This window comes from Vibrio sp. 99-8-1 (assembly GCF_013114595.1).
Classification (GTDB): Bacteria; Pseudomonadota; Gammaproteobacteria; order Enterobacterales; family Vibrionaceae; genus Vibrio.
In genome coordinates, this window is record NZ_VTXE01000005.1 from 73,849 (window position 1) to 91,427 (window position 17,579).

The 17,579-nt window shown below is 41.5% G+C and carries 10 protein-coding genes; 6 read left to right on the forward strand and 4 right to left on the reverse strand.

The window, feature by feature from the left end:
* Window positions 1-124: 124 nt before the first annotated feature.
* Window positions 125-3,292, reverse strand: a complete 3,168-nt coding sequence (locus tag F0227_RS03765; protein ID WP_171751831.1) for an EAL domain-containing protein — start codon at window positions 3,290-3,292, stop codon at window positions 125-127.
* A 329-nt stretch (window positions 3,293-3,621) separates the two neighbouring features.
* On the opposite strand from F0227_RS03765, the gene F0227_RS03770 reads away from it, so the two are divergent.
* Window positions 3,622-4,380, forward strand: a complete 759-nt coding sequence (locus tag F0227_RS03770) for an MBL fold metallo-hydrolase (protein WP_171751832.1) — start codon at window positions 3,622-3,624, stop codon at window positions 4,378-4,380.
* An 11-nt stretch (window positions 4,381-4,391) separates the two neighbouring features.
* On the opposite strand, the gene F0227_RS03775 is transcribed toward F0227_RS03770, so the two are convergent.
* Window positions 4,392-6,422, reverse strand: a complete 2,031-nt coding sequence (locus F0227_RS03775) for a methyl-accepting chemotaxis protein (RefSeq protein ID WP_171751833.1) — start codon at window positions 6,420-6,422, stop codon at window positions 4,392-4,394.
* 399 nt (window positions 6,423-6,821) lie between these two features.
* Here F0227_RS03775 and F0227_RS03780 point away from each other — a divergent pair, with 399 nt between their 5' ends.
* The 3 genes from F0227_RS03780 to F0227_RS03790 all read left to right on the forward strand — a co-directional run bounded on the left by F0227_RS03780 (window position 6,822) and on the right by F0227_RS03790 (window position 10,116).
* Window positions 6,822-7,805, forward strand: a complete 984-nt coding sequence (locus tag F0227_RS03780; protein ID WP_171751834.1) for an ABC transporter substrate-binding protein — start codon at window positions 6,822-6,824, stop codon at window positions 7,803-7,805.
* A 237-nt stretch (window positions 7,806-8,042) separates the two neighbouring features.
* Complete coding sequence (locus F0227_RS03785; protein ID WP_171751835.1) at window positions 8,043-8,942, forward strand: proline/glycine betaine ABC transporter permease; 900 nt, start codon at window positions 8,043-8,045, stop codon at window positions 8,940-8,942.
* On the forward strand, window positions 8,935-10,116 hold the full coding sequence (locus F0227_RS03790) for a glycine betaine/L-proline ABC transporter ATP-binding protein (RefSeq protein ID WP_171751836.1): 1,182 nt from the start codon (window positions 8,935-8,937) through the stop codon (window positions 10,114-10,116). The genes F0227_RS03785 and F0227_RS03790 overlap by 8 nt, the downstream gene beginning before the upstream one ends.
* Before the next feature lie 110 nt (window positions 10,117-10,226).
* Here the strand turns inward: F0227_RS03790 and F0227_RS03795 are convergent, their stop codons facing one another.
* On the reverse strand, window positions 10,227-12,785 hold the full coding sequence (locus F0227_RS03795; protein ID WP_171751837.1) for a DUF294 nucleotidyltransferase-like domain-containing protein: 2,559 nt from the start codon (window positions 12,783-12,785) through the stop codon (window positions 10,227-10,229).
* Between the two features lie 375 nt (window positions 12,786-13,160).
* Here F0227_RS03795 and F0227_RS03800 point away from each other — a divergent pair, with 375 nt between their 5' ends.
* Window positions 13,161-14,621 carry a DUF3360 family protein gene (locus F0227_RS03800; protein WP_171751838.1) on the forward strand — a complete coding sequence of 487 codons (1,461 nt, stop codon included), beginning with the start codon at window positions 13,161-13,163 and terminating at the stop codon, window positions 14,619-14,621.
* A 615-nt stretch (window positions 14,622-15,236) separates the two neighbouring features.
* Window positions 15,237-16,748: a CoA-acylating methylmalonate-semialdehyde dehydrogenase gene (locus F0227_RS03805; protein WP_171751839.1), complete on the forward strand. Its 1,512-nt coding sequence runs from the start codon at window positions 15,237-15,239 to the stop codon at window positions 16,746-16,748.
* 303 nt (window positions 16,749-17,051) lie between these two features.
* On the opposite strand, the gene F0227_RS03810 is transcribed toward F0227_RS03805, so the two are convergent.
* Window positions 17,052-17,441 (reverse strand): VOC family protein, encoded by a 390-nt coding sequence (locus F0227_RS03810; RefSeq protein ID WP_171751840.1) that lies wholly within the window; start codon window positions 17,439-17,441, stop codon window positions 17,052-17,054.
* Window positions 17,442-17,579: the final 138 nt, after the last annotated feature.

Sequence of the window (17,579 nt, forward strand, 5' to 3'; positions counted from 1 at the left end):
ATAGTATCCCTATTGATAAAAATATTTTTACGAAGATAAACTAACATTGGAAATTAGCGAACCGATAAACTGTAACGAAATATATAACTAAATCAGCTTGTTATTACTTACACACGTGTGTTCATTAAGACTCATGTTGCTGCAACCATTGCGTAGCGGGTCGCCAATTATCTACCCAATTAACCATGTTTTTGGCCGGCATTGGTCGAGCAATACCATAACCTTGAGCATATTCGCAGCCCATAGAGAGCAACTGAGTACCGTGTTCTATACTCTCAACCCCTTCTGCCGTCACATCACGGTTAAAGGCCGATGCCAAGCTGATAACTCCCTTAACAATTTCTCGGTCATCAGGGTCTTCAAGCATATCTCGAACAAAACTTTGATCAATTTTCAGCACCTTAACTGGTAGACGTTTTAGATAGGTTAATGAGGAAAATCCAGTACCAAAATCATCAAGGGCAAAACTGACACCCATATCGATACAGGCATTCATTGTCTTTAGTACATCTTCTAGATCACCCAGCTCATTGGTCTCTAGTATTTCTAATCGCAATAAACCCGGCTTAACCATTGGCCAAGCTGCCAACGCAGCGGCTAATCTATCCACAAAATCTTTTTGTTGTAACTGAAATGCATCGATATTGACACTAACAGGAAGCTCCAACCCTTCCGTTTGCCACTCCGCCATCTGGGCTAACGCACTATCAATTACCCACTCACCCAACTGCAAACTGATTGAATGGTTTTCTATAGAAGGCAAAAACGCCATTGGGTATACCAAGCCACGCTCAGGGTGATGCCATCGAATCAAGGCTTCCGCTCCGACCACCGCACCAGTTCTCATATTAACTTTTGGCTGAAAATATAGTTCAAACTGATTACTCTCTAGCGCTTGCTTAACTTCTTTTATCACTCTACGTTGTGTTTTCTTAGACTTATCTTTATTGATATCAAAGAAATGATAACGATTTTTGCCCGTCTGTTTCGCTACATACATGGCTTGGTCAGCATGACGCATCAACAGATCCGCATCAACACCATCCTGAGGGTACAATGTCACACCAATACTGGTTGAAACTTGCAATCGGTGCCCATCAATATTTATAGGTCTCATCGCGGCTTGAAGTAACCGTTGTAACACCAGCTCACAATCGGCTACTTTCTCGATTTCACCCATGACAACAACAAACTCATCGCCACCTATTCGAGCTAGGGTGTCCCCTTCTCGCAAACTACGATCCATATTCTGAGACAATTTGATCAGTAACTCGTCCCCAACATCGTGACCATAGCAATCATTAATTTTTTTAAATCCATCCAGATCAAGATACGCCACCGCCACTGACAAACCAAGCTGCTGACTATCCTCCATAGAGCAGCTTAGTCGCTCTGCTAGCAGAACGCGGTTAGGTAAACTGGTTAAAGGATCGTAAAGAGCAATATGTTCAAGCTGCTGCTGATGTTGTTTCATCGGTGTGATATCAAAGAATAGCGAGACATAATTTTTTGTATTGTCATGGGCATCTGATACCGCACTTATTGTTGCCAGTACTGCATAAACCTCTCCACTTTTCTTGCTGTTCCAGATTTCACCGGTCCACTGTCGTTCATCCAGTAGCGCTCCCCACATTTCTCTATAAAACTGAGCATTATGCTTACCCGAACTTAACAGCCGTGGATTTTTACCGATAACCTCGTCCCGGCTGTAACCGGTAATCTGACTAAAGGTTTCATTAACCTCAACGATCTGCCCTGCACTATTAGTGATCATGATGCCTTCTCGGGCATGAGTGAACACGCTAGCTGCTAGCCTTAACTGCTCTTCGGTCTTTTTTCGAACAGTGATGTCATTAATCTCAATAACTCTCGCTTCTTTACCTTTATAGGTAATATTTTTTCCCTTAATAGAGAGTGGGTATCGCGTTCCATCTTTTCGTATTCCAATCGACTCATAAGCATCGGCAAAGCCGCTATGAATATAGCGAAGTACCTGTTTCACTTCCTCTGGAGCAATAAGAGTCAGGCCATTAATACCAATCAACTCTTGATAGCTAAATCCGGTAATATCCGATAGGCCTTCATTACATTCAAGTACAACGCCATTGTCATGTATGACAATCCCACCATAGGTTGCCGCGCTAATTGCTTTGAATCGTTGCTCACTCTCTTGTAATGTTTTTTGAGTTAATGCCAATTGGCGATTAAAACGGTGAAGATAGAATGTAATTGAACTAATGAGTAGTAAAAGCGTTAATGCTGCGATGAGGGTAACAACAATCCAACGAGGCAATTGGATGGGGTTATCGGTATAAACAAACCCTTCTAAATTTTCATCCGAGTCAATAAGACCTGCCTTAATAAAGGTATCCGCCATATGCTGCCAACGCTTCGGATTCATATGGCCAATCTGTATAAGATTAGGAAGAATCAATTTACGCATCTCTTCAGCTTCATAACGTAAATGATCTCGAGATTTTTTTACATGGTACTTTTCTTTTAATATATCGATAATCTCATCGGTGTTTTCCATTGCATAGAGCCAACCTTTTAAGGTTGCTCTTAACATGGCTTTCACTCTTTCTGGATATTGTTCAACTTCCTGTTCAGATGTAAAAAAGATATCACTATAAAAGTCCACACTATATGAGACAGGGTCGATAACGTTATATTCAATATTTTTCTGCTTTAAAACATAAGGTTCATTAGTGATATATGAGTTAAATGCATCTACGTTTCCATTAATAAGATCATTCAAGTCATAACTACTAGGAACAACATTCAATTGGGAGAACACGACCCCTTCATTAAGTAGCATGGTTAAGAAGTCAGCATCTTCCAGCTTGTTCGCCAGCATCACCTTCTTACCAATAAGATCATGAACTGAACGTATTCCGGAGCTTTTTCGCGTTAACAGTACCGATGGAGAGTGCTGAAAAATAGAGGCAAGCGCAATCAGTGGCTCCCCTTGCAACCTTTGATAGAGCACTTCGCTATTGCCCACCGCATACTGTGCCCTCTCCGACAGCACCTCAGAAACGGGTTGGTGCAAAGGGTCACCATTGCGAATTTGAACGTCTATTCCTTCTTGTTTATAAAACCCTTTCTCCAATGCTGCGTAGTAGCCAGCAAACTGAAATTGATGATGCCAACGAAGCTGAACATAGACAACGTCTTGCTCTGATGGATGAGAAGCTTCTGCAACAAAAGAGTACGGTCCCCCGACCAACAATAAACCGATTAATACTATTCTACGACAGATAAGGCGTGTCACATTTTTAATTAGTGTCACTCTTTTACCTAAAGCTATAACGTTCAAATTAGACCTTGTTTACTAAGATGGTAGGCTTTCACCCAATAAGCACTAAGGTACATAATATATCGTACACACGCCGATATACAAAGGCGGAGTACCGTAAAGACTGCATTTGTCACTATAACTTTAGGCCAATAGAGCATTGCTTAATCAAGTTTACATGCCTTTTGCTTTCGATTTACCCACGCTTGTTGATGAAAGATCGGTGACTTTTATAATTTGAATAGGAATTAATATCAACAAACTGGTCCATCCAGTTGATTTATGTCTATACTCAGCCAATGTCAATAAAACAGAACTGTAGAATGAACGTTCATCATATCCAAGGTTACATACAATCCCTTTATCTTATCGAGTATCCAGACAAACTACTGCTGCTAGATGGGGGATGCCGCGAAGACGCAGAGGTAATTTGTTCATTTATTGTGGATGAGCTGAATCGCTCCATTACTGATCTTAAGGTTGTAATCGTGACGCACATGCACCCAGATCATGCTGGTGCAGCCAACACATTAAGAAAACGGACGGGTTGTGACATCGTCTCTTCAAAACATTTACATCATTGGTATAGCGGCTGGGACGGTTGGCTTATGTACCTAACAGACCTCTGTCTAGCAAAGTGGGTAGCAAAAAGACAAAACAAACCACGAGCATTTCTCTATTACTGGCCTTGGTTAAAGCCCGATATCCGACTAACCAATGAAGAGAACGTCCCCGGATTTGAGGAGTGGCAGATTATTGAGACACCAGGACATACGGATAGAGATCTCTCAGTACGACATATCCCTAGTAACCGTATCTACGTCGCCGACCTGATGGTACGAGTAAAAGGACGTTATATACCGCCATTTCCTGTGTTTTATACCAATAATTACCGTAAGTCCATCGACCGAGTTATGAGTTACCAGCCAGATTCGTTATGGTTAGCTCATGCGGGTGAGATACAGCTTGATGAAGATGACCTAGTTTATTTAATCAACTCGATTCCTAAAAGACCCACCACTCATTGGCGAGCAGTAAAATACAAGCTATCAAAAACGTTTGGCTTAATACGAAACCGATAGCCCTGTTTTTCTTACAGAGTATATTTGCTCAGCATGGTTTGCTGATATTTCGCAATATTCGCTACCTGCTCAGATTGCTGAACCATTTCTTCAATGTGCGATTTAGTTTCTATACTCTGTTCCGTAATTCGTCCTAAGCTCTGATGTACTTCTTGTGTCGCTTTCTCTTGCTGCTCAGTTGCTATCGACACATGTTCAAATCGATCTTTAATTTGATTCACCGCGGAGTCTATATCACTAAACACCTGATCAATATCGACATTTGAGCGATTGACCTGCTCCATTTCTGCTCTACAACTTTTTGCTGTGTTATACGATGTTTTCACAGCAGTCACCAAATCAGACATTATCGTCCGAATGCTCTCCGTTTGATCACTGGTGCTACGAGCCAATTGGCGAACTTCATCCGCAACAACAGCAAAACCTCGTCCTTGCTCGCCTGCACGCGCAGCCTCTATAGCAGCATTAAGGGCCAGTAAATTAGTACTATCAGCAATACCACTAATCAGCTCAACCATCTGGCTTATTTTATCAACATTGTCATCCAATACCCTCATTAACGCCGTATTTTGATCAAGAGAATTTTCTAATGAAGATAACTTGGAACGGTTATCATTAATGACGTCGTTTCCTCTATTAACGCACTCTTTTGCTGATTGGGATTGCAGATAACATAAATGTGATGTCTTACTAATGTCGGTAATCGATTGTTGAAGTTGCTCTAAAGTCGCTGAAATAGCCGTTAAAGCATCATTTTGAATATCAAGGCTAGAATTGCTGTGTTCAAGAGCGTGATGGCTAGCTTCCACAGAGCTATTTAAAGTTGTGCAATTGTCACTAACCAGCGCAACCGAATCATGAGTTGTTCTAATCACTTGATTCAACTGCGACGCCAATAACTTCATCTCATAAGGACCAACGATATCAGTATTGAGTGACAAATCATGCTTACTCACTCGCACCATCTGATTTAATAAATTTACTAGCCCTTTATTAATCCAGCGTCGTAATAAAAAACCTGAAGCCACAACAAAACCTGCCAATACTGCAGCACAAATAATGATCAATAAGCTCACGTTATCCATGGTGTCTTTAACCACCAGTCGACTTTGATTCAACATAGATACACTGGCGTCAGACATTAAATTCAAGTGATTAATGGTCTGGTTTGCGAGTATTGTTATCGCTTGTAAGTCATTCACACTGTTTTGCTTAATTTGCTGACGATGCATGATAAGTGTCAAGATTCCCTGTTCTGCAAAACCTTCTTTTACCATTTCATAAGGTGTCAATAAGCTAGAGAAATCGACAATTTCTGGATACCACTCTGCAAAATCTTCGTATGCTAATCTTATTCCTGCGAAGCGATTTTTCATTTCACGAAATTGTGCTTTTGCCTTCTTCTGTTCAGTTTGCATCATTAACATTAAAAACGCGCTTTCCATTTCACTCGCTTGCGCTGAAAAACGATTTGCGGCATCAGATGCTTCTGGATTTTGTTGTACAAGAAATGAGGCTATCCTTGTCATCTCGGGTCCAATGGAACTTAATCCATAACGAAATGAAGAATTCAGTTCGTCAATTTTGTCTTTGAGCAAAACAATTTGTTCTTGCTGATCAAGGATAGCTAATGATTGTTTCTTTAAGTCATTAACCGCAACCAGCAAACCTTCATCATTTTCTATTGATGATGGCTCAATACTATTACCATTAAGGCTTTGCAAATCAATTAACAACCGCAAAGCTTCATCCGACAGTTGTTCAACTGATTGAACTGTAGAGCTTAGTCCTTCAGCGCTGCTTACGTGCAAACCTTCGTTAAGCACTTTAATTTGCTGTAATACATTTTTTGTTAATTTTGCATTAGTCAGTGCAGACGGTAACGCGTGCTCAGACAGCATAGAAAACTCTCGGCCAATATCATCAACACCTCGCTTACTGACCACCGATAACAACGTCACCAGCAACAAGATAGTGGCGAATATAATCACAATTGTTTGGACAACAGAAGTTGATAACTCAAACTTTTTTAAAAGGCTCATACAACAGTTCTTTAAAACATTGATGACTTGTTACGCAGTCTAGTAGGGCAATATGACAATAGTGTTTCATTAATGCAGCCAAGCCTTACCCCTTAATGGCTGTTTTTTCATCCGAATTTTATTTAGTACATTAATAATTAAAGGTCAAATGAATTTATATTCAAATGAATTTTGCTTTGTTATCTAAACACTTGTTACGCATAACAGTTTAAAACTCACCCCTATATATCAACGGGTTAGCACTGATATTTGTATTTTCAGGTTTAAGGCTCCCTGCAAAAATGGAAAACAATCAAATACAGCATCACGACATTCAATTACCCCTAATCATTTGAACACTAATCAAATTATCTGTATGGTAGCTTCGATAGTTAGGAAATTTAATAAAAAGGGATATTTATGAAATACAAAATCGCAGCTCTCACTATGCTTGCTAGCGTCGGTGTTCAAGCAAACGAATGTGGTTCTGTCACTATCGCGGATATGAACTGGAACTCCGCAAGCCTCCTCGCCAATATTGATCAGTTTATTCTTGAAAACGGCTTCGGCTGTGACGCTGAGTTGGTACCTGGTGATACCATGCCAACAACCAGTTCTATGATTGAAAAAGGCCAGCCAGATATCGCACCTGAAATCTGGACTAACGCAGTAAAAGAAGCCATTGAAACCGGCGTTGCAGAAGGTCGACTGGCCTATGCTGGTTACTCTCTTAGCGATGGTGGTGAAGAGGGATTCTGGGTACCAGAATACCTAGTTAAACAGTACCCTGAGCTAAGTACCATTGAAGGGGTAATTAAACATAAAGAATTATTTAAGCACCCCGAAAACCCAGACGTTTCAGGTATCTATGGTTGCCCTGCTGGCTGGGGTTGTCAGATCTCTTCCGCGAACCTATATAAAGCACTAAAACTGGAAGATGCAGGATTTGAACTGGTAGACCCAGGTTCAGCTGCAGGACTTTCTGGCTCAATAGCTAAAGCTTACGAAAGAGAGCAAGGTTGGTTTGGTTACTACTGGGCACCAACCGCTATTCTTGGTAAATACAAAATGACCAAGGTAGATTTTGGTTCAGGGATTGATACTGAAGAGTATCTAACATGTACCACCATGGAAGGCTGTGAAAACCCGAAAGTGACTATGTTCCCTAAAGCACCAGTGAGAACGGTAGTTGCGGCAGACTTCAATAAAAACAACCCAATGTTAGTGGAATATTTAAACAATCGTAGTTTAACAAACAGCGACTTAAATACCTTACTCGCATGGATGGAAGAAGAGCAAGCAAGTGCGGAAGACGCCATGTTCTACTTCTTTGAAAACTATCCAACTATTTGGAAATCATGGTTACCGGCTGAAACAGTAGAAAAAGTGAGTTCTAAACTGTAATTCAGTCAGATTGTATCTATATTTGTTAATGTTGTACTCAAAAGAGTAACAGGGTTTGTTGGGGCTTTATAGAAAGCAGCACCTGTGCAGTGTAGTCATCTACACAAATCAGGTGATAACACAGTAGAAAGTACCAACAAACGCTGCCCGAAGGGTTCATCTGAAAAAAATCTGTTTTCGAAAGATCAACAGCCCCTTACGACTTGGTTACTCTTTTATTATTTAAGGAAAAAATAGATGGCTACCACCAGTTGGTTTAGCAGCTTCCCCGAAATGGATCGTTCGACTCTGCGTTTAATCCGCAAAACTCTAGACGGTGCTTACAAAGACTTTTCTCGCGAATATGGCGATGCTATCGAATCACTCTTCGATCCACTCCTCTCATTTTTAGTATGGTTTGAAAAGCTTCTTCTAAGCACTCCATGGTTAGTTGTTCTCGTTATCGCCAGTGGCATAGTCTACTTAGCGAGCCGCTCAGTTAAGCTCGCGGCTGCCTGTGTTATTTCACTCTTACTTATTGGTTACTTTGGGATGTGGGAAGACACCATGCGCACCCTTAGTATCATTACCGTCTGTACCTTTGTCTCCATCGCTTTAGGTGTGCCAATTGGTATTATGATGGCTCGCTCAAATCGCATTCAATCCATCGTCACCCCGATACTCGATATCATGCAAACCATGCCAGCGTTCGTTTATCTGATCCCAGTGGTCATGCTGCTGGGCATAGGTAAAGTTCCGGGACTCATTGCAGTGGTTATCTATGCCGTACCTCCTGTTATCCGTTTAACCAACTTAGGCATTCGCTTGGTTGATAAAGAGGTGATGGAAGCCGCAACCGCATTTGGTGCCAGCCCATGGCAACGTTTAACGGGTGTGCAGTTACCCCTTGCTATGCCAACAATCATGGCTGGGATTAACCAGACTATTATGATGGCACTATCCATGGTTGTTATTGCGTCCATGATAGGGGTAAAAGGACTGGGACAACCTGTTTTAAAATCGATTACTAACCAATATTTTACTTTAGGCTTATTAAATGGCTTTGCCATTGTCGCATTAGCCATTCTGTTTGACCGTGCATCACAAGCTTATGCCAAACGAACTCAAGCACATTTAGGAGATCAAAAGCATGACTAAGCCACTCATCGAAGTATCCGGTCTATATAAGATATTTGGTTCAAACCCTAAAAGTGTTATGTCTCAAGTAAAGTCTGGGGCAAGCAAAGATGATGTTTTGTCCCAAACGGGACATACAGTGGGTTTAAAAGAGATAAATCTACAGATTAATAAGGGCGAAATCTTCGTTATTATGGGGCTATCTGGCTCGGGCAAGTCCACATTGATTCGTCACTTTAACCGCCTTATCGACCCGACTGAAGGGCAAATTATTGTCGAGGGAACCGACGTAATGAAGCTTAATAATGAAGAGCTTCAGAATTTCCGTCGTCATAAAATGTCCATGGTGTTTCAGCGCTTTGGCCTACTCCCTCACAGAAAAGTCATTGATAACGTTGCCTATGGTTTAGAAATTCAAAAGTTAGACAAATCTAAGCGATTAGAAAAAGCTCAAGAGTGGTTAGAGACCGTTGGGTTAAAAGGATATGAAGATCAGTACCCTTCGCAACTATCTGGTGGTCAGCAACAACGCGTAGGTTTAGCTCGTGCCTTATGCACCGATGCTGAAATACTGCTGATGGATGAAGCATTTTCAGCGTTAGATCCACTGATTAGAAGTGAAATGCAAGATCAGCTCATCGAACTACAAGACAAACTGCATAAAACCATTATTTTTATCACCCACGACCTTGATGAAGCGCTTCGTCTAGGCGATAGAATCGCAATACTAAAAGATGGTTTATTAGTGCAGCAAGGCACACCAGAAACCATTCTTCTCAACCCTGCAGATGACTATGTTGAAGCCTTTGTTAAAGATGTAAACCGAGCGCGTGCATTGACAGTAGAAACCGTTATGCAACCGCCAACTATGCGTATTACTGTAGAGAAAATCGATGAAGCGTTAGCACAGATGAAACGTTCATCTCACGACTATGGTTACCATATTACAGAAGATGGCTTCCAAGGGATCCTCACAGAAGAGGCGTTATCAGACGCCGCTGATGACACTAGACACGAAGAGATACACGCCGAATTATACGAAGACGTGCCAACCATCTCTCCAGAGTCACCAATTGAAGAAGTTCTTACTGACAGTATTGCCTCTGACTACTCATTGCCAGTTGTCGATGAAGAAGGCAACTTAAAGGGCTCGCTAAAACGAGAAAAAGTGGCGGATATTTTCTCTGAAAAATAATATGTGTCACTCTAAAACACCGGTTTAACAAGTTGTGATAAGCAAAATAGAAAATGGCCTGAATAACTCAGGCCATTTTCTTAATTTATCTTCACTCTCTTTCGCTGCAATTATAAAAAGTCCTCAGTGACTTTTTCATGAAACAGAGAAATACGGCTAACGACATTCTTTAAGTTTTTCTGTTCTAAGTAAGTTAAATCATTAATGGCTAGAACGTCATTCACCTTACGTAAATCCGTATACTCAATAATCTGATTAATAAATCTTAACTGCCAGATATGGTCAAAAATGTACACCATCTCACGAAACGTTTTTGCGTCTATCTCCTCTTGGGCTAACAGAAACTTCAATCGCGCCATGGTATTGGCTTCTCGTATATCATTTTTAAGCGCGTAGATACGACAAAAAATCTCCATCGGCCTTAAGCACTCTTTTAAATTAAGAGATTGTCTACCATCATACGACTCCGTTTTAATCTCCTGTCTGGTATTTAAAGGCACCTCATGAGACAAGCAGTTTTGTGCGTAGGTCGCCAAAAACTCTGGCTGTTGCTGCAATACTGTCTGTATATGAGATTGAATACCATCGACCAAGGTTCCATCACCGTATGTGGAGCGAATATCGAAAAACACATTTAGCTCTAAAATAGAGTCCGGTAAGGCCTGCTCTATCCATGTAGAAAAGTTATCTTGCCACTCCTGTTGACTAAGACACCACTGATGATTCGACGCCATGATTAAGCCTTCACAATAGCTATAGCCTGCTTGATTGAGCATGGCGCACACTTTCTCCGCCAAATGCAAAAAGTAACGGCGGATAGATTTAAGATCTGCATCGTCAGGCGTCTCAAACACAATTGCGTTATCTTGGTCCGAGAATAGCGTCATATCATGGCGAGCATTGCTGCCAAATGAAATAAACGAAAAAGGTACAGGAGGCTCGCCAATATCATCAATAGTCAGCTCAATAAATCGACATATTGCCGCATCATATGTGCTGCCTATTAATCGGCGAAGATAATCTGGCCGAGTTCCCGTTTCTATCATTTCGCGGATAAGATCTGGTAGCTGATTAAGAGACTCTACCACTTGACCATGGCTAACACCTTGCTCTATTTCAGTCACGATATTGGCGCTAATCATCTGGTAATTAGAGGTTCGGACCGCAGCACCAAAACGGCCACCGTAAACTTTACGAACAATGGGACGAAATGAAATAACGTGTCCCAGCTTTTCCGATAAAAAGATCTTAGAAGTACTTAAAATGATATCGATCTGTTTACCGCCTTTTGTTTGCAGCTGCGCCTCAAATTCTCCCGGTTCACTTTCATGATTAAACAGCTGTAAAAGATGGTGCAGCACATCGGTATTTTGAGGGCTAGAAGAGAACAACTTCTTCCAGATAGACTTTGATTTTAGCTCCGTATCGGTATAACCAAGCAGTTGATGCAATCGGCTATTGGAAAAGATAATCTTACCATCGGCTTCCAGAATATACCCCTCGTTAGAAGAGTCTACCAAAGCGCGATACCTATCTTTTGCTTCATGCAATGCCATTTCGGCGCGCTTTTTGCGGTTTTCGATCACTTTTGACTGAATAATCACGTAACCCATGATCACCACCAGCCCAAGAGTAATGACAAAAAAGACGCGAAATAGAGTGCTTTCTAACCGATCGATGCCTTGCTGAACATCATCAAAATACGCCCCTGTGCCAATAATCCACTGCCACTCTTCTACCCCTTCAACATAGGTGATTTTTGGCGCGGTTATCGTTGGGTCATCTTTCCATTGCCAGCGATACTCTAAAAATCCGTGCTGGCTGGCTCGAACCATTTTAGTTATCTCAACAAATACAGGGAAGCCAGTGGTGTTTTCGCTATCGGTATATTGAGTTAAATCCTGTCCCGTTAGATCATTCCTATATGGGTGCATCACCATTTTAGGAAACATATCCGTAATAAAAAAGTAGTCTTTATTTTCGTCACCGTAACGCATGGCTTTTACTTCTGTCATCGCTCTTCGCTGCGCTTCTTCTAGGCTCAATATTCCTCTTTGTTCCAGTGCGACATAACTATCAACAATACTCACCGCAGTTGAGGTCAGCTCTTTAAGCATCTGCCGCTTTTGCCCCAACATTGACTCTTCCACCAAAGGAACAATGACATAAATGATATTGGTAATGAAAAGTATGATGGCCGCTACCGTGGGCAGCACAATGCGAAAACTAAAACTTGTAAGGGATTTTTTACTCTCTTGCTGTGACGGCTGCAAACCATCAAAATAGTCTGCCAGTTCATTAGCATCGAGTACTTCACTCAATGCCTCATCATGGGTTGAGTCGTGGTATTTGGCTGTGAATGTGCCATTTTCAAAATCGGCTCGGGATGGAAGATAGCCGTCGTAGTCATCTCGTACATGGGTTTCAAATACATCTTTGATCTGCTGGCTGGTGTATTTGTCACCAAACTCCTTAATGGCTTCCCCTAACGCTTCCTTACAATGGCGAAAACGACGGTGGTCATAAGGGTCATAGCCCAGCTTTCCCGTTACTCTAAGCGAGTGATCATTGCCGTTTTGATCAAAAAATCCATCAATCCATTTATGAATATCTTCTGCACGAACACCAAAAAGTTGTTCGGTACGAGTTGCATGTTCAGTTATTTTCATAATGTATTCTTATTCTCATCAATGATGATTATTGACAAATCAGTCAAATTTGTGCGCTGAATAGCAAGTCTGTTCAAAACACCCACATTACACCCTAACTTTTTTTGAAAAATTAACCTAAATCAATAATCATTGCGAATGAGTTTTATAGACTCATCGAATTATTATGTAAATCGAATTCTGTCAGGAAGAAGATCTCTTCCTGATTTACATCATCGAGAAAAACTAACCGTTATATTCCCTCTTTATTATAGTAATAGAGATGCATGGTAGCGTCTGGGATGTCGTCTAGTACTGGTTGAAGATCAGTATATCACGCGCAAGTGGAACATGATTGGTGTGGTCTATCTCGATAATCCTTATAGGAATGACTACATGTCTAACAAAAATAAGAAGTTTTACAGAGATATGCGCCGAAAAGCGCAAGAGTTTGGAAGTAGAGAGGAGTTTCTAAATCATGATCTAAAGATCATGAACTTCAAACGTTGGGGTATCCACCTTCCTTCACGTGACTACAGTATTGAAATAGAAGATTTTGTACCTGCACTTGCTGCAACAATTGGTAAAGTAGTAATGGTAACCGCAATGGTTGCCGTATTTGCTGCTCAGTTCGGACTATCACCAGAATTTGTAGCGGAAAACGTTCGTTATGAACTGCTTATTGCCGGTGCACTTTTTGTTATCTTATTCTCTGCTATTTTGAACCCTAACTCCAACCTTGCCGGTACGCATGGTCCAATGATTCCATTGATACCGCTGATTGCCTCAGCCGGTGGACACCCACTCGCTCTCGGGGTAATGGTGTGTCTGTTTGGTCTGATACTTGCGTACACCAAAGGGGGCTCCAAACTGATGACTCTCACCGGGGTCGGAGTTCGAGGGGGCTTGCTTATTTACCTAGGCGCGGTTGGGTTAATTGGTCAAATAAACAAGACTGAAGCATGGGCAGCAAGCACTGACCAAGGCTATATCTCATTTGCCGTCATTGGTATTACTGTTTTGGTTTACGCTTATCTAGCAAAAGTCAATAAACGCTGGTTAGCGATTCCATTATGTTCACTTATCGCGGGTGTTGTTGCCTTTGCGTTAGGTGCGGAGTTTAGCTTTACAACAGAACCCGGTCTACCGCATTTCAGCCCATTTTACTGGTGGGGTGAAGACACAGGTTGGCAACTAGGTTGGCCTAACGTTGAACACTTCATCGCAGTAACGCCTTTTGCCATTCTCGCAGTGGCAATGTGGTCTCCAGACTACTTAGGTCACCGTGTATTCCAAGAGCTCAACTACCCTAAAGAAGCGAAAGGCGTATTAATGGATGTTGATGACACCATGACAGTTGCGTCTATTCGTCAAGGTGTAGGTACCCTACTTGGTGGTGGTAACTTAGCATCATCTTGGGGCACATATATGATCCCTGCTGCGATTGCTAAACGCCCTATCCCTGGTGGCGCAATGCTAACTGGTATTATGTGTATTCTAGCCGCTGTAATTGGTTACCCAATGGATCTTGCCATGTGGGAACCGGTTCTTCGTATCGCGCTAATCGTAGGTGTTTTCCTGCCGCTACTTGAAGCCGGTATGCAGATGATCCATAAACACAAAGATTCACTAAGTGCTGGTATCTGTATTTTTGCTTGTGCATTTGTTAACCCAGTATTTGGCTGGGCGGCGACCATGCTGCTAGACAACATGGGCCTTATTGGTGACCACGAACGTGCAAAAACCCTATCAGCAAAAGACAAGTATCTGATTCCGGGAATCGCATTTGTTATTTGTGTAGGCTCACTAGCCGTTGTAGGACAACTACCAGGCATCCCAGCATTAATTGGTAACTAATATAATCCACATATAAAATACCAAGGGTACGACTTGATCGAACCCTTGGTATATCTCTTTATTAAACGCCATCCTCAAACCAACACTTTCTGACTCTCATTACTTTCCACTCGCAGCTCCATAAAATGCAATAACAGCATCAACTCTTCCTGCCTCCTAAAAAGCTAAGTAATAGATAAAATACGCTTCTGTAATTAATGCGTATTGAGATTAATTAACCTCGTTCTAGCGGATAAAACCAATAAGCCGCAATCAATAAACCACTTTAAGTATGATTAAAAGGGCTTCCGCCACCTTCCCTCTCTCACGTAGAAATTAAATTTTACCACCAACACCCAACAAAACATCCATTTTACATAAAAACGACAACTTACCGCCAAAAGTAAATATAAATCGAAAAAAAGGTTGCGATTACGATAATAAATTATGCTAACATCAAAAATATAAACTATTGGTTTCATTTTATCTTATTTATAGAAACATATGTTTCGCTCATTATGATTAAAACAATTACGTGTTCATGCTTAGCAGGCTAGGACGATACAACATCAATCTTAAGCGTATAACAGAAACCTAAATTGCTGAGCAGCTAAAAAAGTCAACTTGGAGAACAAAATGGAAATAGTCCAAAATTTCATTAACGGTCATATTAGTGAAAGTCACAGCCAGCGTTTTGCATCGATTTACAATCCTGCAACAGGCCAAGAAAGCCGCAAAGTGGTACTTAGTTCCGCAGCAGAAACAGCAGAAGCAGTCGTAGTAGCAGAAAAAGCATTTTCTACTTGGTCGAAAACCTCACCACTAAAACGTGCTCGTATTCTTTTCAAATTCAAATCATTACTTGAGGAGAATATGGAGCAGTTAGCAAAAGTGATATCTAACGAGCATGGTAAAGTTTTTTCTGATGCGGTAGGAGAACTAACCCGAGGTCTTGAAGTTGTCGAGTTTGCCTGCGGAATCCCTCATCTACAAAAAGGTGAACACTCCGCAAATGTCGGTACAGGTGTTGATAGCCATTCATTAATGCAGCCACTTGGTGTGTGTGTTGGTATCACTCCATTTAACTTTCCGGCAATGGTTCCTATGTGGATGTTCCCAATTGCATTAGCAACAGGTAACACTTTTATACTTAAGCCTTCAGAAAAAGACCCATCACTTGCAATCATGATCGCTAATTTGCTTAAGGAAGCAGGGTTGCCTGACGGCGTGTTTAATGTTGTTAATGGTGATAAAGAATCAGTCGATCAACTATTAACCGATCCACGCGTACAAGCTGTAAGTTTTGTTGGTTCAACTCCTATTGCGGAATATATATATGCAACTGCTTCGGCTAATGGCAAACGATGTCAAGCGCTTGGTGGTGCAAAAAACCACTGTATTTTAATGCCTGATGCAGATCTCGACATGGCAGCAAATGCCATTATGGGAGCCGCGTATGGCGCCGCTGGTGAGCGCTGTATGGCACTATCAGTCGTTATTGCTGTCGGGGATGAAACCGCAGATCAACTCATTGATAAATTAAGCGCACATATTAGCAAAATGAAAGTCGGTCCCGGCCTTGTCGATGGGCCAGAAAATGATATGGGACCAGTCATTTCAGCTCCACACAAAGAGAAAATATGTTCTTATATCGCTTCAGGTGTCGAACAAGGAGCAACGTTACACATTGATGGACGTACACTGACAGTGCAAGACCACGAACAGGGGTACTTTGTGGGTCCAACACTGTTTGACAATGTTTCTCCAGAAATGACCATCTACAAAGAAGAGATATTCGGCCCAGTACTAGCCGTAGTTCGTGTACCTGACTACCAAAGTGGTTTAGAGCTAATAAACAAACATGAGTACGGCAATGGTACCGCCATCTTTACACGAGACGGCGAAACCGCCAGACAATTTAGTGAAGACGTTCTAGCTGGTATGGTGGGGGTAAATGTTCCAATTCCTGTACCTATGGCATTCCATAGTTTTGGCGGCTGGAAACGTTCAGTTTTTGGTCCACTAAATGTTCACGGTAACGATGGTGTTCGTTTTTACACTAAGATGAAAACGGTAACAAGTCGTTGGCCTGCAAGTATTCGTTTAGAACAGCATGCCAGTTCATTTGTGATGCCAACAATGGATTAACCTGCTATTTCCGTAATTATCAGGGTGGCATAGCAATGTCGCCCTTTTTACTTTCTCTTTGTCCCTCTAACAACGAATCCTCTGTCATAACAAACGAGATAACATACATTACAGAAGTCCATTTTTACATCATTAAAGAACTACTCGCTGATTCAATACCAGAATGTACAGCCATTCTGGCATTGATAATTCGTTTCTCACGACTAAATCTTACATATTCAGGGTAAACGGGGGTTAGTTCATATATAAGATTTATAGCCATCTAAGTCATTGTTTCTAAACACTGTCTCTAAACTACTGTCTCTAGGCCACTATCTCTAAGTGATTGCCTTCAGGATCCAGCAGCACACTTTCATAATAACCATCTCCCGTCCAACGTGGCTCGCCTATAACCTCAAAACCATCGGCAATAAAGCGATTGGTCATCTCATCCACTTTTTCTACAGAGCCAACAGAAAAAGCAATATGAGCCAGCCCAGTAAACTGTTTATACGCTTCAACAGAAAGTACTTCTACGGAATCCATTTTCATCAATTCCAGACGAGCACCTTCCGGTAACGTTAAAAAATAGGAAGAGAATCCCTTATTCTGATTAACATATTTATTGTTGCTGACGGCAGCAAAATACTTCTCATAAAAATGTTTCATCCGCTCTAAGTCTTGACACCAAATTGCTACGTGCTCAATTTTCATTTCTGCTCCTCTTCACTGGATGACTCATCCCAATCATACAATGACATTAATGACTGTGTTTACTCAAGTAACCTCAAGGTGCTTGTTCAGCGAGAATTTATTGGCTTCTGATCAAGGCACTGATTTGAAGGCATAGTC